24 protein-coding genes are annotated in these 25,325 nt (G+C 29.2%); all 24 read right to left on the bottom strand.

The features are described 5' to 3' along the window. Positions 1–14 precede the first annotated feature (14 nt). The 24 genes from ACX6CF_RS22315 to ACX6CF_RS22430 all read right to left on the bottom strand — a co-directional run bounded on the left by ACX6CF_RS22315 (position 15) and on the right by ACX6CF_RS22430 (position 25,310). Positions 15–1,607, bottom strand: a complete 1,593-nt coding sequence (locus ACX6CF_RS22315) for an NAD(P)/FAD-dependent oxidoreductase (RefSeq protein WP_458787588.1) — start codon at positions 1,605–1,607, stop codon at positions 15–17. A gap of 47 nt (positions 1,608–1,654) precedes the next feature. Further along, positions 1,655–2,881 (bottom strand): BaiN/RdsA family NAD(P)/FAD-dependent oxidoreductase, encoded by a 1,227-nt coding sequence (locus ACX6CF_RS22320; protein ID WP_458787589.1) that lies wholly within the window; start codon positions 2,879–2,881, stop codon positions 1,655–1,657. A gap of 79 nt (positions 2,882–2,960) precedes the next feature. Continuing rightward, a complete protein-coding gene (locus tag ACX6CF_RS22325; protein WP_458787590.1) occupies positions 2,961–5,333 on the bottom strand; it encodes an alpha-galactosidase in 2,373 nt (790 codons plus the stop codon). 276 nt (positions 5,334–5,609) lie between these two features. Further along, the gene (locus tag ACX6CF_RS22330) at positions 5,610–6,593 is read right to left on the bottom strand and encodes a hypothetical protein (RefSeq protein WP_458787591.1); all 984 of its coding nucleotides are present in this window, start codon (positions 6,591–6,593) and stop codon (positions 5,610–5,612) included. Between the two features lie 99 nt (positions 6,594–6,692). Then, positions 6,693–8,318, bottom strand: coding sequence for a putative polysaccharide biosynthesis protein (locus ACX6CF_RS22335; RefSeq protein WP_458787592.1), 1,626 nt, complete (start codon positions 8,316–8,318; stop codon positions 6,693–6,695). A gap of 202 nt (positions 8,319–8,520) precedes the next feature. Further along, on the bottom strand, positions 8,521–8,901 hold the full coding sequence (locus tag ACX6CF_RS22340; RefSeq protein WP_458787593.1) for a cytidine deaminase: 381 nt from the start codon (positions 8,899–8,901) through the stop codon (positions 8,521–8,523). A 44-nt stretch (positions 8,902–8,945) separates the two neighbouring features. Continuing rightward, a complete protein-coding gene (locus tag ACX6CF_RS22345) occupies positions 8,946–10,100 on the bottom strand; it encodes a DUF3048 domain-containing protein (RefSeq protein ID WP_458787594.1) in 1,155 nt (384 codons plus the stop codon). A gap of 66 nt (positions 10,101–10,166) precedes the next feature. Next, positions 10,167–10,520: a diacylglycerol kinase family protein gene (locus tag ACX6CF_RS22350; protein ID WP_458787595.1), complete on the bottom strand. Its 354-nt coding sequence runs from the start codon at positions 10,518–10,520 to the stop codon at positions 10,167–10,169. Continuing rightward, positions 10,517–11,020 (bottom strand): rRNA maturation RNase YbeY, encoded by a 504-nt coding sequence (ybeY, locus tag ACX6CF_RS22355; protein ID WP_458787596.1) that lies wholly within the window; start codon positions 11,018–11,020, stop codon positions 10,517–10,519. Before ybeY ends, ACX6CF_RS22350 begins: the two co-directional genes overlap by 4 nt. Beyond that, positions 10,995–12,407 carry an HD family phosphohydrolase gene (locus ACX6CF_RS22360; RefSeq protein ID WP_458787597.1) on the bottom strand — a complete coding sequence of 471 codons (1,413 nt, stop codon included), beginning with the start codon at positions 12,405–12,407 and terminating at the stop codon, positions 10,995–10,997. The genes ybeY and ACX6CF_RS22360 overlap by 26 nt, the downstream gene beginning before the upstream one ends. A 14-nt stretch (positions 12,408–12,421) precedes the next feature. Then, positions 12,422–13,393 carry a PhoH family protein gene (locus ACX6CF_RS22365; protein WP_458787598.1) on the bottom strand — a complete coding sequence of 324 codons (972 nt, stop codon included), beginning with the start codon at positions 13,391–13,393 and terminating at the stop codon, positions 12,422–12,424. After that, complete coding sequence (gene yqfD / locus ACX6CF_RS22370; protein WP_458787599.1) at positions 13,353–14,600, bottom strand: sporulation protein YqfD; 1,248 nt, start codon at positions 14,598–14,600, stop codon at positions 13,353–13,355. The genes ACX6CF_RS22365 and yqfD overlap by 41 nt, the downstream gene beginning before the upstream one ends. A gap of 50 nt (positions 14,601–14,650) precedes the next feature. Continuing rightward, on the bottom strand, positions 14,651–14,941 hold the full coding sequence (locus ACX6CF_RS22375; protein WP_458787600.1) for a YabP/YqfC family sporulation protein: 291 nt from the start codon (positions 14,939–14,941) through the stop codon (positions 14,651–14,653). Between the two features lie 168 nt (positions 14,942–15,109). Continuing rightward, on the bottom strand, positions 15,110–15,553 hold the full coding sequence (locus tag ACX6CF_RS22380; RefSeq protein WP_458787601.1) for a GatB/YqeY domain-containing protein: 444 nt from the start codon (positions 15,551–15,553) through the stop codon (positions 15,110–15,112). Between the two features lie 27 nt (positions 15,554–15,580). Further along, a complete protein-coding gene (gene rpsU / locus ACX6CF_RS22385; protein ID WP_212694222.1) occupies positions 15,581–15,754 on the bottom strand; it encodes a 30S ribosomal protein S21 in 174 nt (57 codons plus the stop codon). A gap of 176 nt (positions 15,755–15,930) precedes the next feature. Further along, positions 15,931–17,235: a CapA family protein gene (locus tag ACX6CF_RS22390; protein WP_458787602.1), complete on the bottom strand. Its 1,305-nt coding sequence runs from the start codon at positions 17,233–17,235 to the stop codon at positions 15,931–15,933. Positions 17,236–17,397: 162 nt separating this feature from the next. Continuing rightward, positions 17,398–20,037 (bottom strand): alanine--tRNA ligase, encoded by a 2,640-nt coding sequence (alaS, locus tag ACX6CF_RS22395; protein WP_458787603.1) that lies wholly within the window; start codon positions 20,035–20,037, stop codon positions 17,398–17,400. Positions 20,038–20,169: 132 nt separating this feature from the next. Next, entirely contained in the window at positions 20,170–20,421 is a 252-nt protein-coding gene (locus ACX6CF_RS22400; RefSeq protein ID WP_458787604.1) for a TfoX/Sxy family protein, read from the bottom strand. Positions 20,422–20,452: 31 nt separating this feature from the next. Beyond that, positions 20,453–21,031, bottom strand: coding sequence for a signal peptidase II (locus ACX6CF_RS22405; RefSeq protein ID WP_458787605.1), 579 nt, complete (start codon positions 21,029–21,031; stop codon positions 20,453–20,455). Between the two features lie 114 nt (positions 21,032–21,145). Then, positions 21,146–22,036 carry a radical SAM protein gene (locus ACX6CF_RS22410; RefSeq protein WP_458787606.1) on the bottom strand — a complete coding sequence of 297 codons (891 nt, stop codon included), beginning with the start codon at positions 22,034–22,036 and terminating at the stop codon, positions 21,146–21,148. 1 nt (position 22,037) lies between these two features. Then, the gene (locus ACX6CF_RS22415; RefSeq protein WP_458787607.1) at positions 22,038–22,802 is read right to left on the bottom strand and encodes a GNAT family N-acetyltransferase; all 765 of its coding nucleotides are present in this window, start codon (positions 22,800–22,802) and stop codon (positions 22,038–22,040) included. 138 nt (positions 22,803–22,940) lie between these two features. Continuing rightward, complete coding sequence (locus ACX6CF_RS22420) at positions 22,941–23,666, bottom strand: MATE family efflux transporter (protein WP_458787608.1); 726 nt, start codon at positions 23,664–23,666, stop codon at positions 22,941–22,943. A gap of 5 nt (positions 23,667–23,671) precedes the next feature. After that, positions 23,672–24,295 carry an MATE family efflux transporter gene (locus ACX6CF_RS22425; RefSeq protein ID WP_458787609.1) on the bottom strand — a complete coding sequence of 208 codons (624 nt, stop codon included), beginning with the start codon at positions 24,293–24,295 and terminating at the stop codon, positions 23,672–23,674. A 94-nt stretch (positions 24,296–24,389) separates the two neighbouring features. Continuing rightward, entirely contained in the window at positions 24,390–25,310 is a 921-nt protein-coding gene (locus tag ACX6CF_RS22430) for a hypothetical protein (protein WP_458787610.1), read from the bottom strand. Positions 25,311–25,325 lie beyond the last annotated feature (15 nt).

A 25,325-nucleotide genomic window follows, 5' to 3' on the forward strand; every position in this document is an offset into this window, starting at 1 on the left:
TCTTTTATTATCTATTATTTGACACCACTATTTGTTACAGCTTCTGCAACTTTAATACCATCCATAGCAGCTGACATGATACCACCTGCATAACCTGCACCTTCTCCACAAGGATATAATCCTTTTATATTACTTTCATAATCTTTATCTCTTATAATTCTTATAGGCGAAGAGGACCTAGTTTCAACTCCTGATAAAATAGCATCTTTTCTAGCAAAACCTCTTATTTTTCTATCAAAAACTACTATCCCCTCTTTTATAGCATCACAAACATAATTGGGTAAACAATCATTGAGATTAGAAAGTGTCGCCTTATTCTCAAGAGAAGGATGAACATCACCAATACTTGTAGATATTTTATTATTCATAAAATCTAATGATTGCTGAACAGGGATATTATAGTTACTACCTCCGGCAACGTAAGCTAATTCTTCCCATTTTCTTTGAAAAGCTACACCAGCAAGTACATCCTCTTCTGGAAAATCTTCAGGAGTTACATTTACCAAAAGTGCGCTATTGGCATTATCAGCATCTCTTAAATAATTGCTCATTCCATTAGTAACGACTCTACTTTCTTCTGAACTAGCATTGACAACATATCCTCCTGGACACATGCAGAAAGAATATACCCCTCTCCCATTTTTACAATGATGTGTTAATTTATAATCAGCAACAGGTAGGTTTTTATGTTTATAACTACTTCCATATTGTGATTTATTAATTAAATCCTGGGGATGTTCAATTCTTAGTCCTATAGCAAATGGTTTCTTCTCAATAAGAATGTTTTTTTCCTTTAACATAGAAAATGTATCTCTTGCACTATGTCCTACTGCAAGAATAACATTACTTGAATCTATTTTTTGATCGTTATTAACAATCACACCGGATATATGACCATCATCAACTAACAATGAGGTAACTTGGCTATTGAATCTAACGGCTCCTCCTAAGTCAATAATTTTTTTTCTGATATTTATAACAACTTTTCTAAGATAATCTGTACCTATATGAGGTTTGTTATAATATAATATCTCTTCTGGAGCTCCACCTTCAACAAATTCTTCTAATACTTTTCTATTCCTTAGGAATTTATCTTTGACCAATGTATTTAATTTACCGTCTGAAAACGTGCCAGCTCCACCTTCGCCAAATTGCACATTAGATTTGGTAGACAATTCATTAGTCATTGTAAATTGCTCCACATCTTTTACTCGATTATCCATGTCCTGTCCTCTCTCTAGGACAATAGGCTTATAACCATTCTCAGCTAATACAAGCGCACAAAAAAGTCCTGCAGGTCCTGAGCCTACTATTATAGGCCTATCCGAAAGATTGGTATTTCTATTAGGAAATTCATATTTTTTGTTAGCAACATAACTTAATGAACGGTTTCCTTTTTTTTCAAGTAGTTTATCTTCATTATCAATATTTATATCAAAAGTATAAACTATCTTTATATCATTCTTTTTCCTAGCATCAATAGATTTTTTTACGATCGTATAGGAAAACTCAGTATCCTCATTTATCCTTAATTCATTTCTAATTTTTCTATAAATATCATTTTCATTATGATCAAGACCAAACTTAACTTGCTGTAGTCGTAACATCTAACTTATCCTTTCATGATTCAATTATTATATAATTTATCAATTCTTCATTTACTAGCATTTATACCTGCAACAACCCCTGTACTCCAAGCCCATTGTAAATTATAACCTCCACAATCACCATCTACATCTATAATCTCTCCTGCAAGAAATACATCTTCAACTTTTTTTGATTCTAGAGTAAACATGTCTATTTCATTAGTAATTATACCTCCCGCTGTAACTTGAGATTGATTCCATTGATTAGTTCCTGTTATGATTAATGTAAATTTCTTCATAATATCTACAAGATTATTTCTCTCATCTTTAGTAATATCAGCTGATTTTTTATTTGATACTATACCCGATTCTTTTATAATAACATTGATTAACTTCTTATTAATTAAACCGATAAAATTATCTTGTATTGTTTTGTTAGGCATAGATGTCAATCTTTTAATAATAATTTGGTCTAATTGTTTATTTGAAAATTTATGAAAAAAATCAATGTCAACAGTGACTTTCTTATTATCATTAAGAAAAGCAGATGCAATTCTACTAATCTGTAAAATAGGTGGACCCGATATTCCATATTCTGTAAATAAGATTTCTCCATATTCTTTACGTATCATTTCATTATTTTCATCAATGATTTTAGCTAATGCATTTATTTTAACACCTTTCAATTGTTTTAAGAAATTAGCACCCGACTTAAGTTGAACTAACGAAGGTATAGGATTTGTAATAGTATGCCCTAATGATTTAGCTAATGTGAATCCACTTCCATTAGAACCTAGGTCTGGAGATGACTTACCACCAGCTGCTATAATAATTTTATTCCCATAATACTTTTTATCTTTTGTATAAATGACAAAGTTATTGCTTCGTTCAATCTTAGTAACCTCTTCATTGCATTCAATATTTATCTTTAATCTGTCAGCTTCAAATCTTAATACATCTAGAACAGAACTTGCCTGTAATGAATTAGGATAAATTTTCCCACTTTCAAGAGTAATAGGATATATACCTAGCTCATCAAAAAATTCCAATGTTTCATCAACATCAAATTGTTCCAATATATTTGTTATGAATTCCTTATTTCCTCCATGAAAATAGCTACTAGAACAGTTTGTATTTGTTAAATTACATCTTCCATTACCTGTAGCTAATATTTTCTTTCCAATTCTATCTTTTCTCTCTAAAACAGTGACTTTTGCTCCATTTCTAGCTGCGATAATTGCTGCAACTAACCCTGAAGCTCCACCACCAATAATAATAATCTTATTTTTAGCCATAAAAAAACCTCACATCATATAATAAACCTATTTTAAGTTATTTATTATATGATTGCAAGGATATTTTATAAACAATATATTATTCTTGTTTATCTTCAATTTTTTTAAAGTAATACAATCTCGAACCAAAATCCCCAATATATCTTACCTTATCATTAAACCCTGCCCCATTGAATTGTTGTAGAGGTCTAAGCCCAGCATACATTAAACTATCACCATACTCATCTAACTCTTGAACATCATTGTTGAACATATAATTATCAGATATTGTCTTATGAACAATTCCACCTAGACCATTAGTCTTTACATTAAAAGGTACATAATCATTAATTAATTCACCAAATCTCTCTATATTCATATATTGTGCTCTTGATTCTAGATGATACATATATTCTTCTTTTAAACCTTTTAATTTGATAGTTTCTAAACTTTTGTTGCTTTCTTGCAGCTTTTGATAATAACCCACAATCGCTTCTTCTTTATCCTGAGAAACAACCATCCAAATAGCATAATTCGTTTCAAATGGTGATTTTATTCTATATAATGTACCAAATTGTAATAACTTCCTATGATTCTTATAAAACTCTACTTGTTTCCTAATAGCCTTTTTCTCGAAATTAGATAAATTATTTAGATTAAGTTCATAACCCAATAATCCGAAACAAGCTACATTGAATCTTGATTCAATACTATTTTGTCTCAATACTTGATGTGAAGGATTAGATCCAACATGAGCACCAAGTGTACTTAGAGGATAAATTAATGATGAACCATATTGAATATTCATTCTTTCCCCAGGATCAGTATTATCACTTGCCCATGTTTGAGACATATAATACAACATTCCAAGATCATATCTATTGCCACCACTGGCACAACTTTCAAATAAAACATCTTCAAAATCAGACTTTAGACGACTTAATAAATCATATAATCCAAGTATATATCTATGTGCCAATTCTTTTTGTCTATGTTTTGGTAGATAAGAGGAATAGACATCAGTTACCGACCTATTCATATCCCATTTTACATACTTGACTTTTCCTCGTCTAAAAACGCTACTTAGTTGTTTATATAGATAATTTATTACATTAGGATTAGACATATCCATCATTAGTTGATTCCTTCCAAGTGAAGGTTCTCTATTTTCAAGTTTTATAGCCCAGCTTGGATGTTTTTTATACAAGTCACTCTCTTGTGATATCATTTCTGGTTCTACCCAGAGACCGAACATAAGACCCATTTCATTAATTTTATTGCTAAGACCTTCTAAACCATTAGAAAGTTTTTTTCTATCTTCAACCCAATCTCCTAGACTTGTTGTATCATCATTACGTCCTTTGAACCAACCATCGTCCAGAACAAATAGTTCCATACCTAAATCTTTGGCAGTTTTTGCAAGTTTCAATAATTTTTTTTCATTAAAGTTGAAATATACAGCTTCCCAACTATTTGCCAGAAGAGGTCTTTTTATGAATTGCCACCTAACAGGAATTAGATTATGATTAATTACATCATGAAAATTCCTACTCATTCTCCCTATTCCATTGTTTGAATAAGTCATTATTACTTCTGGTGTTTGAAATTCTTCTTTTTTATCTAATAACCAACTAAAATCAAATGGATTTATTCCCATCTGTAATCTAGTTTGATTATGAGGACTAACTTCCGCTAATCCTTGATGATTACCACTATATAATAAAGAAAAACCATAACATGAACCATGATCTTCTGTAGTATCAATTTCTGCTAGACACATGAAAGGATTGAGATCTGAACCAGAAGTGAATTTTTTTGAATTAATGTAATATACGCCTTTACTAAGTCTTTGTTTCTGTACATGCTTTTCTCTAATCCATTTGCCTTCAAGTGTCATAAGGTCATAATCACAATTATCAAAGTCAACATTAAAACTCATAGCTTTAACAATTCTTATTTTGCCAAAATCACCGTTAACAATTTTCATGCTTCTTGTAATTACATCTCTATCATAAAAAGCCGAATACTTTAATACCACATATACATCCATTACTTGATCATATAAGGTAATCTCCAGTGAAGAAACAGTATCTTCATTCTGAAAAGTATGTGGTAATCCCTCTATATCTTTTTTACCTTCATATATGTTATATGAATGAAATAGAAAATCACTCACTCTTGAATTGTCACTAAATTCTATATGTAATGAAGGTTCTCGATAATCAGATTTACCATAAGTTGATAATTCCAATGTAGTGGTATTCAGGGAAAAATGTTCATATTTCTTACTATAATTGGTTTCGTTTCCAACTGGTGTAACGTAATTATGATATAGATTACTAAAATCATTTCTATTCTTTATTTTACGTCCATAATATAAATGAGATAGATGATTAGATTCCAATACTTTCATAATATAGCTAGTATTAGACGTTGTAAGATGAAATTCATTATTACTATTTACATAAATCATAAAGCACCTTCTTCTAATAGATTTGAGTTGGTATGATAATTATACTAAGCATACCTCACGTTCCCGATTAATCAAGTATTACCTGTTAATATTATTCATATTTATTAGTGTATCATAGTTAATAAGTACTGTAAACTTTCATTAGTTGCATGAAATCAATCATAATTCATACATATAACCCATTTTAAAAAAGTCCCTAATTAATCAATTAGAGACTTTTTCTCATTGTACAACGTATTCATTAAACTAATAGCCTATTATTAGTTAACATAGTTATCAACTTGTATAATTTTCTAATAACCTAATAAGTTCTACTTCGCTATTGACAGTAATTCCTTCTTTTAATTTATTCATTAATTCTTCTTCTAAACCATTAACAGGTGTTTCTATTACTTTTCTTAAATAGTTTTTTAGTAATTCATTTAATTTATCTTTCTGTAAATCAGAAGAATACTTTTCATCTTGTCTATAATCATAGAATACTCCCATGACACCATTGTATTCTTGCAAAATATATTTCCCACTTTGATTCAATCTGTATAGCTGCCATAATTTTTTTAGGCTTTGTGATAATTCTTCTTCACCATATACAATAATGCCACTATTTAGTTTTTCTTGCTCTTCCCAAACCAAATCATTAACTGGTATATCAATTGTATCTCTTAGATATTCATCTACATCAATGTTTTCTCCTTTATCTCTGTAATCATGAAATACTCCAATATTGGTATTATATCTTTTAATAACATAATATTTATCTGAACGATCTTCAATGATTCTTCTTAGTATAACCTTATCTGGCGAAAAAGCTATTAGTTGAAATTCAGGATAAAACTCTTCTACTTGTTCTCTTGTTAAATTTATCATATAGTATGGTGGTTCAATTTCTTTTTCAATCTCTAGTTTATCGTCTAATGTATAATAATTTTGATATTCTATACGTGTTGAAGACATAATCTTAGGCTCTTTAACAGTATCTACAGAAACTACATCATCATTATTTTTACTACTAGCTATAGGCTCAATTTCTGTAATCTTTTCTTTTAAGTTATCTTCTGGTATTAAATCTTGACCCTTATTTTCTAATATATTTTTCTTTATACTACCTTTTTCTACATTATCATCAAGTACTATTCCATCACCTTGTTCTTCTGCTGTGTTTTCATTAAAAATGTATCCATAAAATCTATTTACTGCAATAATACTGATTGCAATAATACAAATAACTGAAGCAATAACAAGTATTTTTTTACTTCTCACCAAAATCACTCCTTACGAGTACTTTTGGTATAATTATTTACAATAAATACTAATTTTATACATTTTTGAAGAAATCTTCTATATTTAGTTTAAGTGAAGTTATTTTAATAATTTAATCTTGATCAATAATCTAATTATTGATTCACCTTTTGGAACTGAGTATAACTCTTCTTTATCCAACCCTTTTAATTTAATCAATAGTATTAGATATACAAATCCCCCTACTAAAATTGATATTAATGTTGAGATTGTATTACCGATTCTCATTGCTCCAAATAAAGTATAGACTATATTACAGCTTAAACCCATAACTAGTGCAGAAATAGTGGGAATAACATAAGTTTTCATTATGTCAAATTTCATCCTAGTATATTTTTTTATAGCTCGCATATTAAAGAATGCTGAACTGAATGCAAAAATTATATTAGTAATTACTGCTCCTATTAAGTTAGTATCAAAGACATATAGAAGTATTACGTTAAAAACAATTTTAATAAGCAAAGATTTCAGAGCACTTATTACTGGTACCCTTAGTCTATCCATTCCTTGTAAAACCCCAATGGATATTGTTGATAAAGCAAAAAACACAACTGATATAGAACCTATTTTAAGCAACAAAGAAGCTTTTTCAAGATTACTGATACCAAACAACATTTTTATTATAGGTTCTGATAATATAAATAAACCTACACATGATGGAATAGCTATAAACATGGTGAATCTAATAGCCATATTTATTTTTCTTTTTATCTGCTTTTTATCTTTTAATACTATTGATGTAGTAATACTAGGTATGGTAGCCACAGCTAAAGCTGATGCAATGGATACTGGAAGGGTAATAATAATCTTATATTTACCATTTAGTATACCATATAATGTATCTGACATTTCTTGGGTATAATTGTGAAAACGAAGGGCATCATTAAACATAAACATATCTACTAAGTTAGTAAAATGAAAAGTTGCACTTCCAATCACTATAGGTAATGAAGTCATAACAACTAGTTTTCCAAAACTAAAATGAGTAATACTTGAATCCGAATTACTATCTTTATGCACTCTTTTCAAGAACACTTTCCTTGACATCAAATAAATACCACTCAAAGTTAATAATCCTGCAAAAGCACCTATTCCTGTTCCTAATGTTCCACCAGCTGCTCCCCACTCATAACCTTTTACAAGCAGAATACTAGCTAGAACTATACTAAAAATCGCATTAAATATCTGTTCAATAACCTGTGAAATAGCCGTAGGTATCATAGTATTCATACCTTGGAAATATCCTCTTAATACAGCCATTATTGAGAATATAAGCAATGTCGGCGATAGAGCCTTAATAGCATATTTAGATTTTTCACTATAAACTAAATCAGCCAATAATGAAGAACCAAAAAACATTATACTTGCTGATATCAGTCCAACAATAAGTGCTATGACTATTGCGGAAATAAATATCTTATGTGCTTCTTTATATTTTTTTACAGCTATTCTAGCTGATACAAGCTTAGATACAGCAGCTGGGAGTCCATAAGATGATACCATTAAGGCAAATGAGTATATATCAAATGCTTTACTATAGCATCCAATACCTTCTTCACCTATTGTATTTACTAATGGAATACGATAAGCAAAGCCAATTAGCCTTACTATTATCCCAGCAAAAGCAAGTATTGCACCTTGTACTGCTAAATTTCCGCCTTTTCTCTTTTGCTTCAAACTATTCATCTTTACACCTCAAAAAAATAAAATAAAGTCTATTTGTATTATATTTTATACTATAATTTTACATTTTTCAAATTAAGTTTACATTATAATTAATAAGTTATCTAATTTTTTAAATAAATCAAGCTATAGTATCAGCTTATATTGTTGACTAATACTATAGCTTTTATATCAATTCATTAATAATGATTTTAAAAAATTATAGTTATAATTCAAATCTTACAGGTAATAAATCTTCAATGCTATATTCTCTAGTTTCTCCCTTATCATTAGCCAAGATAATTTTACCTTCAGGCATTAACTCAGCTAGCACTTGTCTACAGATACCACAAGGTGGTGTATAATCTCCACTTGAACTGACAACAGCGATAGCCTCAAATTCTCTATCTCCTTCTGATACAGCTTTAAATAGTGCAGTCCTTTCAGCACAATTTGTTGCACCAAACGAAGCGTTTTCAATATTACATCCAGTATATATTTTACCAGCTTTTGTAATAACCGCAGCTCCTACCTTGAATTTTGAATAAGGCACATAGGCCATTTCTTTTGCTTTCATAGCTTCATTAACTAATTCGCTATAATTCATACAATATCATATCCTTTCATATATCTAATAACTATAAACAATAATTATTTAGTAAAAGTAATTTTACTTTTTCTATTCTTAGGAAATACTGATACCCAAGTCTTACCTTTGTTTATTTTGATTTCTTCTCCATTTTCATTATAATATAATGTTGGTTTATAATGAGATGGTTTCTTCCAAGTTATTTTTTGAGTTTCTCCATTGGTTATATAATATCCATCACCAGAAGTTATTAATTTCATATTCATACAACCATATATATCTCCTTTTATTGTCCATATGTTAGCAAATTGAATTATTATATTCTTATATTTCAGTTGTTCTTCAGTCTCTCTGTCAATGTGTTTATCACCAAATTGGAATCTATAATATAATTTATCAGCTTCATTATACTCAAACCATGGTTTTTGTTCATAATTAGAATATGGTAAATCTATATATGTAGCTTCTAAATCCGAATTCAAAGTTATCTCTTCTTCCGAAAACTTAAATTTAGCTTCAAAATCTTCTTTATTGGTTTCTCTATAACCTACTTGCTTCCATGCTTCCAATAATTTTTCGTCGCTTGTATATGTACTATGAGGTCTAACCCTCTTAGGATCTTGATAACACATTACTGCATCTAACCCTGACAAACCATCTAGATGAGGAGAATTCCATTCTTTAAATTTTTCTTTTGCGTAAGTACTTTTACCGTAATGAACATAAATAGCATCATGGTCAAAAGCAAAATCTAGATAATAATGTCTTGCACTCCTAACAGGTCCAATCTTTTTTGCATCAAAATCTCTAAATATAGCAAATAATCTTGTGATTCCACCTTCAACAAGTGTTTCATATACAATATCAGCTTGTAAAATCCCACTCTGAGGCATAGCAGCTTTTAAGTTATTTATCATTATCCCTATTGGTCTTCTGCTTGCGGCTTCTTCACTTATCCATACGCCTGTTAGAGTATTGATTACCTCTCCTTCATGATCGTTAATGACTTCTTCAACTTCTTGGTTTTCCTTATTATCATTAACATCTACTGTATTGTTCTCTTGTTCTTCGTCATCTATTATACTTGTTTCTTTATCAGCATTTTCATTTATACTTGTGTCAGATACTTTCTTCTTGCAACCAGTTATTGTAAACATTGTTAGAATCATTGCTAGTATTATTACCTTCATTATAGCTTTATTTAGTACTTTATTCATTTTATTTTCATACCCTTCTTTAGTAAAATTAAATCTGAAACTTTTGTATATCATTAAATGAATTATTTATATTTTGGGTATAAATAATATGCATCCAATAATTACTGCACCGAAAGCAGCTAATAAAGTTGCACCTGCTGCAATATCTTTTGCGTATTTGCCCAATTGACTATACTGGTTTCCACAGACTAAATCCACTGTATATTCCACAGCTGTGTTCAATAATTCAGTGATTATGACTATAATAATAGTTATAACAAGTATTATATACTCATACCTATTGAAATTAAAATACCAAGCAAATATCAAAACTATAACCATTGCTAAAACATGCAGTTTAAAATTTCGCTCAGTTTTAAAAGCCTGAAATATACCTCTAAATGCGCATTTAAAACTATCTGTTAAATGTCTGTTTTTCATCGTTTAAGACCTACTTCATTTAAGATTTGTTGTTGTTTTACATTCATAACTTGTTCTTCCTCATTTATTATATGGTCATACCCCATTAAATGTAACATGCTATGAGCTGTTAAAAAACCAATTTCTCTTTCAAGTGAGTGTCCATATTCTTTAGCTTGTTCTTTAGCCCTTTCAAGGGATATTATTATATCACCAAGCATAAGCTCTCCTGTATCAAGATCAAACCATTCGTCACTACTAGCGTCAATATCATCAAATTTACTTGGTTCACTAAAATCGATTAACGGAAATGACAATACATCAGTCGGCTTGTCCATATCTCTATATTCTTTATTGATTTTTCTTATTTCTTCGTTGTTAGTTATTGTTATACTTATTTCTACTTCATATGGGCATTTTTCTTGATCTAATGAGACATCAATTACTTTATTAATCATATTTTCATATTCTTTACTAAAGTTTTGTTCTAGATTATTATTTATTATTATCGACAACTTCATTTCCTCCTACTTTGTTATCTGGATACTTTACTCTTTCATGGTATAATCCATTATACACCTTCATAAATGAATTGCCAATAATAGGTAGTTCTTTTATTTTAAGATTACATTCGTTTAATTGCCCCTCAGCAAATTTATTATTAATAATTTCTTCTATACATTTTTCAATATTAGATAAATTTCTTTTGTTTTCTGGTAAAGAACGTATATAAGCTTCTGCACAATCTGCTAACATAATGATAGCAGCCTCATTAGTTTGTGGTTTTGGTCCTGAATATTTAAAATCATTTTCATCTATATCAAAACCATCGCTATTTTCTTTTGCTTTAAAATAAAAATATTTAACTAAAGTATCCCCTTGATGCTGCTTAATAATACTTCTAACCGCTTTTGGTAAATGATTTTCCGTAGCAAGTTTTACTCCATACTCTACATGATTAATTATTATTTCAGCACTTGCAGCAGAATCTAATTCATCATGAGGATTAACTCCATCTTGATTTTCAGTGAAATACATTGGATTTTTCAATTTACCAATATCATGATATAGAGCTCCTGTCCTAGCTAATAATGCATTTGCACCAATATCATTAGCTGCAGTTTCAGCTAAGTTTGATACCATTTGACTATGATGATATGTACCTGGAGCTTCTAACAATAATCTTTGTATCAATTTTTGATCCGAATTAGTTAATTCTAGCAGTTTCAATGGTGTAGATACATCAAACAATGTCTCCCATAAAGGCAAACTTCCTATAGTAATTATTACTGAAAATATGGAATTAAGAACTCCATAGAATATGTCAGTGACATTAAAATCAGAGAAATTTCCATTTTGATAAAGATTTATTAGTACTACTAAAACAATATTAACAATACATAAATAACCCGATACAAAAACAATTTTATTTCTCTTTTTAGCTTGTGTTATCATCAAACAAGATAGTGTACCAGCTATTGTATAGAACAAGAAGAATTCTATACCGCTACCACTTACAAGTAGCCCCACTATAGTTAATAAAATATTTGTCATAATTCCTAATCTATTGTCAATCATAATAGCTATCAACATACCCGCTATAGGTATTGGTATAAGAAGATAGGGCAATCTATTCATAGACACTACTACAATCATTAAGATAATATATATACATGTATATAGTAATATTTTATTCTTATACTTAAGTAAATCTTTATTAAAAAAGTATATATATACATATAACATAACAAACAACAGAATTACAAAGCATCCCACACTTAATTTAATAAAGAAATCACTACTACCTAGTGCTATTACAGCTGATGCAATTGTAACTAAAACTGCAAATAATGCTAAAAAAGTAATTAACAAACTTATCTTCGACTTATGATTTTCTTTTGTTTTCATAGCTTTCCCCCATATTATCGTTTATTGTTTTTATTCTCGTAATTTTCATAAGCATTTATTATTTTTTGAACTAATGGATGTCTTACAACATCTTTACTAGTTAGATTAGCTATTCCTATATCATTAATATTCATAAGTATTTTAGATGCTACTTCTATTCCAGATTTCTGACCACTTGGTAAATCTTTTTGTGTTACATCTCCTGTAATAACAGCTTTTGAATTGAATCCTATTCTTGTTAAAAACATTTTCATCTGAGCAGGAGTAGTGTTCTGTGCTTCATCCAATACAATAAAACTGTTATCAAGGGTTCTTCCTCTCATATACGCCAAGGGGGCTACTTCTATTAAGCCTTTCTCCATATTTTTTAAGAATGCATCTGCTCCCATAATCTCATATAGTGCATCATATAAAGGTCTTAAATATGGATCTATTTTACTTTGTAAATCACCTGGCAAGAATCCTAATTTTTCACCAGCTTCTATGGCTGGTCTAGTGAGAATAATCCTATTAACTTCATTATTCTTAAATGCAGTTATAGCATTAGCCATTGCTAAGTAAGTTTTACCTGTACCCGCTGGACCAATTCCAAATACAATCATTTTTTTTCTAATTAGGTCAATATATTTTTTTTGACCCAATGTCTTAGGTCTTATGTGTTTACCACCTGGTGTTACACATATTAAATCATCATTTAATTTACTCATTTCTTCTTCTTTTTGTTTTTCACATAACGACAAAGTATAATTAACATTTTGATCTGTTATTTCTATTTTTTTATTTGCAGTATCAATTAATTGTTTAATTACTCTATTTGCAATATTGACAGCTTTATTTTCTCCAATTATTTTAACTTCATTATCTCTATTTATGATGTTAACACCTAACTTATTTTCTATAATCTTAATATTACTATCATATCTACCAAATACATTTACTATTATTTCATGGGGTATTTGTATCGTCTTTTCTAAAGTATTCTTCATATCCTTGCCTCCGCTCATTTTCATCAAAGTATTTTTTTTCGCCAATTTTTTCTATCACTACTATAATCCCATCTGCAACTATCTTATCAGGTGATTCGACAATTTCAATTCCATTATTAACTATTTGCTTATTAGAATCTTCTAGTTTTTTCGTATACCTTGTTATATTTTCATTTATTATATTGGTTGCTTGTTCATTTGTATAAGTTTCTTCTATTAATTTATATTCTTCATATGAAGTTTTGTCAATACTTATTGGCAAATAAAAGTTGTCGAACAAACAAATTTCATCACATGTGGTTATTTTATCATATTTACTGTATTTAATTCTAGGTTTTAATAAATTTATTTTAAAATTTAATATTTTTAATGAATCATCTTTTTTCTTATTATTAGTATATATCTTATTTACATACTTTAAATCAACTGAATCATGATAAGGATAAATTGTTTTCATATAAATATCAGCATCAGAATGTGTAAATTCAATTGCTTTAATCTCTTCGAGTTCTTTTATTTCTAATGTTCCTGAAACCAGTACATCTCCTTCTTCAACAACATCTCCTTTAATTACCATAGGAGAGCCTGTTCTAGTTACTATAGAAACAATAACACCTTTTGTATTTGACAGAATGTCACAAGGTTTACTTAGATCTTCTATCTCAATATTATTTCGACCCTCTTCAATTTGAATAAATAATTTGGTTCCTGTCATTTCACAAGTTACCCAATTAATATTACCGTAATTCTTAAGTAGTATTTTCTCCAAATCACTACACTTAACATCTTTTTTCCACATCCCAACAAAATGTGATTGAGTATTAAGAAATTTAATAAGATGTTCATCTGTATACATAGAATTACCTTCAATATCAATTTTCCATATAAATAAAGATAACAAAAAGACTATTGCCATACAAATGATCATACCAAATAGGAATATCTTTCTTTTCCTAAAGATCAGAAATCTAAAAGGCAAACCTATTTTTCTGGTTATTCTCACCTTACATCCTGTTTTTTTGACAAGGGGACGTATTAATTTAAATCCTTTTGCACTAATATATAGATTAAACCCATTATTAACACTTTTAACGTTCCATATATATATACCTCTATTAGCACATAGGTTGATAAATCTCTCAGGTGAAAAGCCACTTACATTTATAATAACATAGCCTCTTAGATATTTCCATATTTCAAGAAGCAAATGTCACCCTTCTTCCTTTTCGAATTTTATTTTATTTGATTTACTTAATCTTAATATTTGATTTTCTTGATTTGACCAGTTATCTTGATTTCTTCATCTGTAAGATATGTAATTAAGAAATGATTACCTTCTAATTCTATTATTCCATTTTTAGTTTTCACTTTTAATAATTGTTCATCATATTCTACTATTCCTTTATAATTTTCAATAAGCATCTCTCGTTTTCCAGTAAGAGTGATAATTGAATCACCAAGCGCTACATCTCTTGGTACTTCTAACATTTCTGCTATATGAAATTTTTTATCATTGTTTTTCTCATTTTTCCTTTTTTTAATTGTCATTCATCCTCTCAACTTGTTGAAGGGTAACCTCCAACTCATATTCCCCTCCTTTATACATAAATATGTTTATTGTATATCTAATATTCTATAAGTTAAATTTAAATAGCTGGATAAGTTCAATATACATAATAAAAAGCAACTAAAAAAGCTGTTGATAAATCAACAGCTTTATTTTAAGATACTTCTAATTATTTCGCTTACCCTTTTATTATCTGCTTTACCTTGTACTTTTGGTATAATAGCAGACATTATCTTACCCATTTCTTTCATTGATGAAGCACCAACTTCTTCAATAGTTGACTTAACTATTGAAATTAATTCTTCATCTGATAACTGTTTGGGTAAATAAGACATCAAAATGTTAATTTCTACTTTTAAGTCATCAACTAAATCAGTTCGGCCACTTTTTTCATATTCAGGAAGGCTTGACTTTCTCTTCTTTACCTGACTAGATATTATATTAATAATATCATCATCAGATAATTCAACGTGATTGTCTTTTTCTTCCTGAAGAATGGCTGAGCGGACTAGCTGAATAGTGTTTTTACGTAAAGTATTTTTTTCTTTCATTGCGGATTTCATATCCTGCAATAATTGAACTTTTAATGACATAAAATCATCCTCAAATTTTAAATTTAATTAGAATTTGCGTTTTCTAGCAGCTTCAGATTTCTTTTTGCGTTTTACGCTAGGTTTTTCATAATGTTCTCTTTTACGAATTTCCTGCATAATCCCTGCTTTTGCGCAACTTCTTTTAAATCTTCTGAGTGCACTATCTAGGGTTTCATTATCTTTAATAACAATGTTTGACATAGCCAACTCCTACCTCCCTCCAGTTGCAATTTGTGCCTTACCTCACAACTATTGGGGTGTTAATTATCTAGCACTATATTAGATTATATCATATTATAGAAATACGTCAATATGTTTTTTGAAAACTTAATAGTTATTATAGTATATATTGTTAATCAATACTTCCTATACTCCTCTTAATCTAAAGAGATAGTGTACTTATAGTTATTATAAATATATTCTTTATCTATATAAGTTAATAAATGCTTAATTGTATTAGCTCTTGCATATTTTAATCTATTCATACCGTATTCATTAATATCAAGATTATAAGCTTCCATTTTATCTAGAATCTCATCCACTGGTAAAACTGCTAATTCTCGTGAATTTCGAAATGTACAAGTAGGAACAAAAGAAATACTCGTCATTTTGGGTTTGTGATTATCTATCTTTTCAAAATTAATACCCATAATAGTACTTACATCAGTTTGTGAAGGATATTGCTTGGTATATCTCTGCGATGATATAAAATTGCCTAATGAATATATAACAACACATTTTCTTGTAGTTCCATCAGCATTCTCTATCTCTCTAATTTCTAATGGTTGTAAAACATGAGGGTGGCTTCCAATAATAATATCCGCACCAGCTTCAAATAATTTATCAACCATTTTTCTTTGATGGGAATTAGGAAAATCAAAATATTCATTACCAAAATGCATTATTGCAACAACAAAATCAACTCCTGATTCATCAGCTTTCCTAACCGATTGAAGCATTTCCTCAATTTTGGCATTATCGTACATATCTAGCGTATTTATTAGATAAGGCTTATCTAATGGTACATCGAACCCATTAGTCCCGTATGTGTATGCTAAAAATGCAAAATTTATATCTTTTATAGTAGTGGTAAATACATTTTTTGCTTCTTCATCATTTCTATATGTTCCTACATGGGCTATTCCTTGTTCATCTAAAAAATCCAAAGTAGATATAACCCCCTCTTCCTTACTATCCAATGAATGGTTATTTGCTGTGGATACTAAGTCAAAACCAGCCTTTTTCATATTGTATGCTAATATTTCGGGAGTATTAAAACATGGAAAACCATGGTAACCTTGATATGCATTTTCAGGTCTAATATTTCTACCCTTATATCTTCCGGCTAATGTAGTCTCAAGATTTCCAATTGTATAATCAGAATCTTTTAGATAATCTTCAACATAGCTAAAGGAATTAACGAAATCAAAGCTATCAGTGGATACATTATAACCTCTGTACAATTGCCATTTATGAAACATTATATCTCCAACAGCTGTCAATGTCACATTGCTTATCTTATGATTAACTAAAGGTTTATCTACCATATCTTTCGCTATATTTACATTAATTCTTGAAGCAATTTTATCATTTTCATATTTAACTATATATGAACTATTAGAACAACCACTAAGTACAAGTACAAAAATTATAACTACACTAATTTTTCTTATCTTCTTCATGATATCCCTTCATTTCATTATGTATAGTAAAATTCAATAGTATATCAAAGATTAAAGTTGAATATTATTAGAAATATACAAATGAAGCACTTATATAATTTAGTAAAGCCTAGTATATTTATCTAATATTAATACTAGGCTTCATCTACTTAATCAAGTATTTCAGTTTATTTGGTTTTTCAATACATCTTTCGCTTTATCTAATGCTTCCGTTATTTTTTCAGGATTTTTCCCTCCTGCTTGTGCTATATTAGGACGACCACCGCCACCGCCACCAACAACATTAGCTACTTCTCTAATTAAGTTTCCTGCGTGAGCTCCTTTTTTGATAGCTTCATCAGTTGCCATAACAATCAAACTAACCTTATCGCCTTTAGATGTTGTTAATACTATTACGCCTTCACCAAGTTTCTGTTTCAAGCTATCTCCAAGGGTTCTTAGCCCATTCATATCTTGTTCTTCAATATTTGCAGCTAACAGCTTGACTCCATCTATATCTACAACATTATTCAATAAATCATCAGCAGCACCTTTTGAAAGTTTTGCTTTTAATTTTTTATTCTCTTGTTTAACTTTCTTGTTATCTTCAATTAGCTGTTCTGTTTTCTTAATTAACATTGAAGGCTCAGCTTTAAGTAGTTTAGAGAAGTCTTTTATTAATGACTCTAGTTTTTTATAGTGGTTGATAGCATTATTAGATGTTAATGCCTCTATTCTTCTAACACCTGCAGCAACCCCGGTTTCTGAAATAATCTTGAAGGTTCCAGCTTCTGAAGTATTTGATAGATGTGTACCACCACATAGTTCAATACTATAATCATCCATGTTAACCACTCTTACATTTGAACCATATTTTTCTCCAAACAAAGCCATAGCTCCTAATTTTTTTGCTTCATCAATGGACATTTCCCTAGTTGTAATACTAAGTCCTTCCATTATTTTCAAGTTAACTTCATCTTCAACTCGTTTTATTTCATCTTCTGTTAATGGTTGAAAATGTGTAAAGTCAAAACGCAATTTATCATGAGTTACATGTGAACCAGCTTGTTCAACATGATTACCCAAAACATTTCTTAATGCTTTTTGTAATAAGTGAGTTGCGCTATGATTCTTAGCAGTTGCTTTACGGTTAATCTCATCAACAACTAAAGCTGTTTCTTGATTAGCCTTAAGACTTCCTTCTACAACTACACCTACATGACCTATCTTATTTCCCATTATCTTCACTACATCTTCAACTTTAAACTTACCTGTTGCAGTTGTCATATATCCAACATCAGCTACTTGTCCACCACTAGTAGCATAAAATGGTGTCTCTTCAACAAATATAGTTCCTTTAGATCCTTCTTGTAATACGTCTACAATATCTTGTTCATTGGTTAAAACTTTGATTGTAGAACTGTATTCCAAATTATCATATCCAATAAAATTTGATACTACTGAAGCATCTAATTTATTATAAACCGTTTCTTCTGCACCCATATAATTACTTTCTGATCTTGCTTCACGAGCTCTTGTTTTTTGTTTTTCCATCTCTTGGTTGAATCCATCTTCATCAACAACTAATTCACTTTCTTCCAGAATTTCTTTTGTTAAATCAACAGGAAAACCATAAGTATCATATAATTTAAAGGCTTTCTCACCTGAAAGCTCTTTTTTACCTTCTTTTTCTAATTCTTCAATATAAGATTTTAAGATACCTAGACCTTGATCTATTGTTTCATTGAATCTATCTTCTTCTACAGTAATAATTTTCGTAATATAATCTTTCTTTTCTTGCAATTCAGGATAAGCATCTCTAGAAACTTTTATAACTGTTTCACATAACTTAGTTAAGAATTTGCCTTCTATACCTAGAAGTTTACCGTGTCTTGCCGCTCTTCTTAGTAATCTTCTAAGAACATATCCTCTACCTTCATTTGATGGTAAAATACCATCAGAAATCATAAAACTCACTGAACGAATGTGATCTGTTATAAGTCTTATCGAGATATCTTTTTGTGGATCTTCTCTATATTTGATATTAGCCATTTCACATACTTTTTGCAATAGAGCTTGTATTGTATCAACGTCAAATATTGAATCAACATCTTGCATTAAAAGGGCAAGTCGTTCAAGTCCCATTCCCGTATCAATATTAGGGAAATCAAGTGGAATATACTTACCGTCTTCCGTTTTTTCAAATTGAGTAAATACTAGATTCCAGAATTCCATATATCTATCACAATCGCAACCTACTTGACAATCAGGTGAACCACATCCATACTCTTCCCCGCGATCATAATGAATCTCTGAACATGGACCACAAGGACCTGTACCGTGCTCCCAGAAGTTATCTTCTTTTCCTAATCTAATTATTCTATCTTTTGGTAAACCAATTTTTTCATGCCAAATTTTTTCTGCTTCATCATCTTCTAGATAAATTGATACCAATAATTTATCTTCAGGTAATTCAAGTACTTTTGTAACAAATTCCCATGCCCACTCTATAGCTTCTTCTTTAAAATAATCACCAAATGAGAAATTACCAAGCATTTCAAAAAAAGTACCATGTCTCTGAGTTTTTCCTACATTCTCAATATCACCTGTACGAATACATTTTTGACAAGTAGTAACTCTTTTACTTGGTGGTACTTCCTGACCAGTAAAATAAGGTTTTAATGGTGTCATACCTGCATTTATTAATAACAAACTTTTATCGTTTTTAGGAACTAATGGAAAACTGTTCATTTTTAGATGATTTTTATTTTCAAAAAAATCAAGATACATTTTCCTAAGCTCATTTAAACCGTACTTTTTCATTGTTTCCTTTTCCTCCATTCAGCTATTAAAAAAAAATCCTCGCATTTACGAGGTATACATTTCTATTATAAAATTATAATTAAATGCCTTACTTTTGTCAATACTACGGGTTATAAAAACTACAAAATGATGTTATTTTTTTACTCCATCATATTTACATTTTAATTCTTGTCTTAATTCTTTGGGTAATTGATGCCATCTAACATCTCTGATTGCTCCTTCTAGAGCATAAAGTTTGTTGTAACATGTGTCACCATGTATACTTAATCTAATTATTGCATCTATGCTACCCATCGCTTTTAATTCTTCAGCTGTTTGTATACCAATATCGTTTAACTCCTTTTCAAGCGTTTTTCCTATATTGGGTAATTGTGATAATCTCATATTAGTAAACTCCCTTATATTATATAATTTATTACTTTTTTATTTTATTTTTTAATACATAATCATGAAGTATAGTTGATCTTGTATTGATAATTGATTCTTTAAGATGTTTAATAATATCCCTTATTTTTAATCTGGTAACTAATTCATGCTCAATGATTATCCAAATAATAAGTATTATTTCTGCAATCATTAAATAAATATCTTTTAAATCCAATATGAGTAAACCTTTTAAACATATATAATCCAAACTTCCACTCCATAATATTTTATCTAGTAGAGAACAAATACATCCTGCAATTAATAGACTTAATCCTTGAGCCAATACTTTCAGGTTAAGGTTATTAGCTGATATATATTTGTAGATTATAATTAATATCAATAGAACTAAAATAATTAATATTATATGAATTTGTAAACTTATATCAATACCAAAAGTACTATTCACATATGAATAATCTTTATTTAACATAGGTTTAAAGGCCATTTTACTATTTATATCATAATAATTATCAATCCAATAAACATTTATTAATAACTTGATAATCTGGTCTAATAAAATATAAATAATAATTAATATTAAATTTTTATACTTAGAAAAATGTAGCATGATAACTACTCCCTATAAATTTATACTATGTAGAAAATAATTTAGGGTAATCAACTGTCATCTTAATACTATCAATTCTACTATAACTGTTAGCAAAAGTCTAAGTATAATAAATCAATAATCAAATAAGCTAAGCTGTACCTGCCTAGAATTAGCTTTATAAGCACTAATAATATCACTCATCCTATATAATATATTATAATCCTTACAAGACTTGTTAAATACATTCCATAACTTTTTATAATTTCTACTTCTACATCCATACCTATTACCATACTGTTTAATATATTTTTCTTTTATACCTGGAAAATGTTCATCTAACTTATCATAGAAATAACACCTTTGATTCTGCCGTAATGTCACACCAAAATAAGGGTAGATGAATTTTACTCCTGCTTCATGTGCCCTATCAACAATTGAAATAATATTTTCTTCAGTGTCGTTAATAAAGGGTAATACAGGCATTAAAAGAATTCCAGTATATATACCATTATCAGCTAGAGTCGCTAAAGCCTCAAATCTTTTTGACGATACATTAACATTAGGCTCAATTATCTTACTTAAACTATCATCAGCAGTTGTTATAGTTAACATCATACATACAGGCGAATGTTGATTTATATCTTGTATAACATCTATATCTCTAGTTATCAAAGAACTTTTTGTGGCTATTGTTATACCAAAACCATATGCATTTATTAATTCTAAAGCATTTCTAGTAAGTAGCATATCCTTTTCATAAGGATTATAGGGGTCACTCATCCCTCCACAACCTATTACTCCCGTTTTGACTTTTCTCCTTAATTGGTCTCTAATAATTTCTAATGCATTTTCTTTAACTTTTACTTGATTAAAATTCTCAATATGATAACATTCACTTCTAGAATCACAATAGATACACCCATGATTACAGCCTCTATATATATTCATATTGTAATCATATCCAAACCAATAATCAGGTTTTTTAGTCTTAGTTATAATTGTTCTAGCTTGTACTAATTCCATTCTATTTACCCTCTAGTTCTTCAATAATTTTAGTGAACTTTTTCTCAGCTGTTAATTCTTGGGTTATAAATTCACCTTTATAAAATAACGAATAGATAGTAAATGGTGATGGACATTTTTTTGCTTCTTCTTTACTATCAATTAGTACTGTCTCATATTTTATACCATGTTCTTGGCTAATACTACTTTGTAGATTAATATAATAATTCATATACGGACATTGATTGGAGTAATATACTTTGAATCCACCATTATCATCACATATACCTTCTTTTGCAGTACTAATAAATCTAGGTTTATTAGCATTATCATCAAAAGGTAGATATAGTAATTCAAAATAGGGGTGTGCTGTATCAATGACCTGAAAACCATGTTTAACAAAAAACTTTTTATCTGAAACAAAGGGTCTTTTTTTATCGCTACATAGCACAACTACTCCCTTTTTCCCTTTTTCTCTGCTATCCTGTATACATTTATCCAACAGTTTTTTACCATAGCCACATCCTTTATATTTACCTGATACCCAAAAACAATTAATAACCATGTAGTCATTAGCTATTAGAGGCAAATAAGCAATCTCTGAAGGACAGTATTCAATAAATACCTTACCTCTAACATCAAGTTTAATAAAGACATATCCTTCTTCAATCTGTTCTGCTAACCACTTCTTCTTGGCTCTATATCCTTCAATTGATTTTTTATCTGAAATCGCACAACATATATGCTCATCTTCAATATTATCATTTGTTAAAGTTATAAAATTCATTACACATCCTCCTTGATTAATATGTTTTCTTACATCCATTATACAATGTTTAATATGACACCAGTATGTCATATTAAACATTCACTAATAAAGTAGTTCATACATATGATACAATCAATAGTATGGACAAATAAATTTTTATATACTTTTTTCTGAATATAACGCGATTCTATGGTTAAATCGATAGCTATTACTAAAACTTAATATAATATAATTAAGTGCCATCCCAATATAAACTCCATAAATCCCCATTTTTAATATAGTACTTAAAAACAAAATAAGTCCAATGCCTACAATATTAATTATTGCTGCATTAAGCAACACCCATTTATCATCTCCAATACCTTGTAAACTATATTTATATATATTATTAGGTATATTAAATAAACAAGAACACAGTGCAATTATAAAATACTGAAGACTATAACTTATTAAGTTATAATCATTTGTTATTAACATTACTATATATTCTTTGGAAATTATTAATATGATAGCTATGCTGATACAGTATATCATAGCTAATTTCAATGAAAATTTAGGTATTATAAACATTTTTTCAAACTGTTTTTTGCCATAATTCTTACTAACAAGAGTCAATGCTGTCGAAGCATAAGAATACATAGGCATTAACACAATACTGACAACACTTGACAACAATGTATAAATAGATAATTCCAATACTCCTATACGTGATAATATCGCATTAATACATATTACTAATATTGTGGATTCCAATATTTCTTGTCCCATCAAAGCTAAAGAATTTTTTAATAAAATGATCCCTTTTTTCATCATTTTATTAATTGATAAAATGTCTTTAATTATTACTAATTCCTTTATATATATGATACTAATATATATCATTATATTTAGTACCATATAACTGATGCAATACCTGCTCCTCTAACTCCCATAGGATCAAATCCTAATTTACCGAAGATTAATATATAATTAAGTATTACATTAGTTATTGTTGCTGTTATATTACCAACAAACAAATATTTAGTTGTATTAATTATTTTAAATAATGATGAAAACATAAACAGTATCATGTTCAAACAAATGGTTATGCTAAATAGATTCATGTAAGAAACAGATTCTTGCAATATTACATCCTGTAATCCAAAAATCACTTGAAGCAATCTATTTCCAAATCCCAATAATACAAACCATATTGATACTCCTATGAATATACTGGTAAAGATACCAGATAAAAAGTTATCTATTAATTCTTTGGCATCTCTTTCACCTTTGTTTTTAGCTCCAGCTATATTAAATGCAATTGCTATAGCCCCTAACACACCAGTAATACTATTAATAGTTGTGCTAATTAATCCAACAGCTCCAAAAGCATCTATTGATATTCTTCCTATCATAGCTGTATCAATAAGTCCTATTAACATACCAATTACAGAATTAAATATAAGGGGTATTGCCATTTTATTAATTTCTTTTATTGTTAGAGTATCTGTTTTTATAAAATGATTATTCATTTTTTTGTTTCTCCCTTCTTTTTAGAACTTAAAAAAGAAGGGTATTTACAGGCGCATATAACATTTTAATGCCTCCTCATATTCATCTTAAAATTTACTTTTCTATTCGATTGAACTTGTCCAAAGTACATAATACTTTAAAGGTAATAAGTGCAGTCCACTCTACTTTTGCTATCTCCCATTGTTCTTCGTAATTATTCCATGCCCAATTAGGTATTATCATATTATCATTTATGATACGGTCTATATAATAATCTAAATTGGTATTTATGGCTTCTTTATCAATACCATAGGTTTCATTTGGATCATTAATAAAATCTAGAGGTTTTGGAACATAATCTTCCCATTTATCAACCTGAGTATTAACAAGTTGTCTTATCGCTTTTTCCAATGTCCCCTCTAATTTATCTACTGATTCTGTTGGAAGTGTAGCATACAAAACTAAATAACAATAAATCTCATGGTGCGATTCGTATACTTCTTTGCCATTTATATTATTTATAGCATATTCCAGTATATCATCCACTTCTAAACTATTAACATATTCCCTGTACTTATATAAATAACCGATAAGTTCAGCAGAAGGATTCCCCCAGTATTTATCAATAATCGTCATTCCTTTTTCTTCGTCATAATTCCACCATGGTGCATGTGGAAAATCATTAACTTCTCTAGGTACTGCAAACCAACCTTTACGCTCAGGAACATATGTGTCTTCTAGATATGCTATAGCCTTTTTAATTATTGTAACAGCTTCTTTTTGATTATCATATCTACTCAGATACCGAAGCCCGATAGAAGTTGCCATAGCCGATGAATAGGGTAAAGAAAAATCTGATTCTAAACCATTACCAAAACCTCCGTCCGTATTTTGGTATTCCTTCAAGTCTTTAATAATATCTAGTTCACAAGGTTCAATGAAATGATTTATGAATAGATGTTGTTCTAATTCTCTACCATTCTCTAGAATATATTTCTGACACTTTTCAAATAATTCTTTTGATAGTTTATTCATGGTATGCCCCCTTAA

Source organism: Vallitalea sediminicola (assembly GCF_054408565.1).

Bases quoted from the DNA above. Each gene is read 5' to 3' on its own strand.
- ACX6CF_RS22315 (WP_458787588.1), bottom strand. From the start codon at position 1,607: ATGTTACGACTACAGCAAGTTAAGTTTGGTCTTGATCATAATGAAAAT.
- ACX6CF_RS22320 (WP_458787589.1), bottom strand. From the start codon at position 2,881: ATGGCTAAAAATAAGATTATTATTATTGGTGGTGGAGCTTCAGGGTTA.
- ACX6CF_RS22325 (WP_458787590.1), bottom strand. From the start codon at position 5,333: ATGATTTATGTAAATAGTAATAATGAATTTCATCTTACAACGTCTAAT.
- ACX6CF_RS22335 (WP_458787592.1), bottom strand. From the start codon at position 8,318: ATGAATAGTTTGAAGCAAAAGAGAAAAGGCGGAAATTTAGCAGTACAA.
- ACX6CF_RS22340 (WP_458787593.1), bottom strand. From the start codon at position 8,901: ATGAATTATAGCGAATTAGTTAATGAAGCTATGAAAGCAAAAGAAATG.
- ACX6CF_RS22345 (WP_458787594.1), bottom strand. From the start codon at position 10,100: ATGAATAAAGTACTAAATAAAGCTATAATGAAGGTAATAATACTAGCA.
- ACX6CF_RS22350 (WP_458787595.1), bottom strand. From the start codon at position 10,520: ATGAAAAACAGACATTTAACAGATAGTTTTAAATGCGCATTTAGAGGT.
- ybeY (WP_458787596.1), bottom strand. From the start codon at position 11,020: ATGAAGTTGTCGATAATAATAAATAATAATCTAGAACAAAACTTTAGT.
- ACX6CF_RS22360 (WP_458787597.1), bottom strand. From the start codon at position 12,407: ATGAAAACAAAAGAAAATCATAAGTCGAAGATAAGTTTGTTAATTACT.
- ACX6CF_RS22365 (WP_458787598.1), bottom strand. From the start codon at position 13,393: ATGAAGAATACTTTAGAAAAGACGATACAAATACCCCATGAAATAATA.
- ACX6CF_RS22375 (WP_458787600.1), bottom strand. From the start codon at position 14,941: ATGACAATTAAAAAAAGGAAAAATGAGAAAAACAATGATAAAAAATTT.
- ACX6CF_RS22380 (WP_458787601.1), bottom strand. From the start codon at position 15,553: ATGTCATTAAAAGTTCAATTATTGCAGGATATGAAATCCGCAATGAAA.
- rpsU (WP_212694222.1), bottom strand. From the start codon at position 15,754: ATGTCAAACATTGTTATTAAAGATAATGAAACCCTAGATAGTGCACTC.
- ACX6CF_RS22390 (WP_458787602.1), bottom strand. From the start codon at position 17,235: ATGAAGAAGATAAGAAAAATTAGTGTAGTTATAATTTTTGTACTTGTA.
- alaS (WP_458787603.1), bottom strand. From the start codon at position 20,037: ATGAAAAAGTACGGTTTAAATGAGCTTAGGAAAATGTATCTTGATTTT.
- ACX6CF_RS22400 (WP_458787604.1), bottom strand. From the start codon at position 20,421: ATGAGATTATCACAATTACCCAATATAGGAAAAACGCTTGAAAAGGAG.
- ACX6CF_RS22405 (WP_458787605.1), bottom strand. From the start codon at position 21,031: ATGCTACATTTTTCTAAGTATAAAAATTTAATATTAATTATTATTTAT.
- ACX6CF_RS22410 (WP_458787606.1), bottom strand. From the start codon at position 22,036: ATGGAATTAGTACAAGCTAGAACAATTATAACTAAGACTAAAAAACCT.
- ACX6CF_RS22415 (WP_458787607.1), bottom strand. From the start codon at position 22,802: ATGAATTTTATAACTTTAACAAATGATAATATTGAAGATGAGCATATA.
- ACX6CF_RS22420 (WP_458787608.1), bottom strand. From the start codon at position 23,666: ATGATATATATTAGTATCATATATATAAAGGAATTAGTAATAATTAAA.
- ACX6CF_RS22425 (WP_458787609.1), bottom strand. From the start codon at position 24,295: ATGAATAATCATTTTATAAAAACAGATACTCTAACAATAAAAGAAATT.
- ACX6CF_RS22430 (WP_458787610.1), bottom strand. From the start codon at position 25,310: ATGAATAAACTATCAAAAGAATTATTTGAAAAGTGTCAGAAATATATT.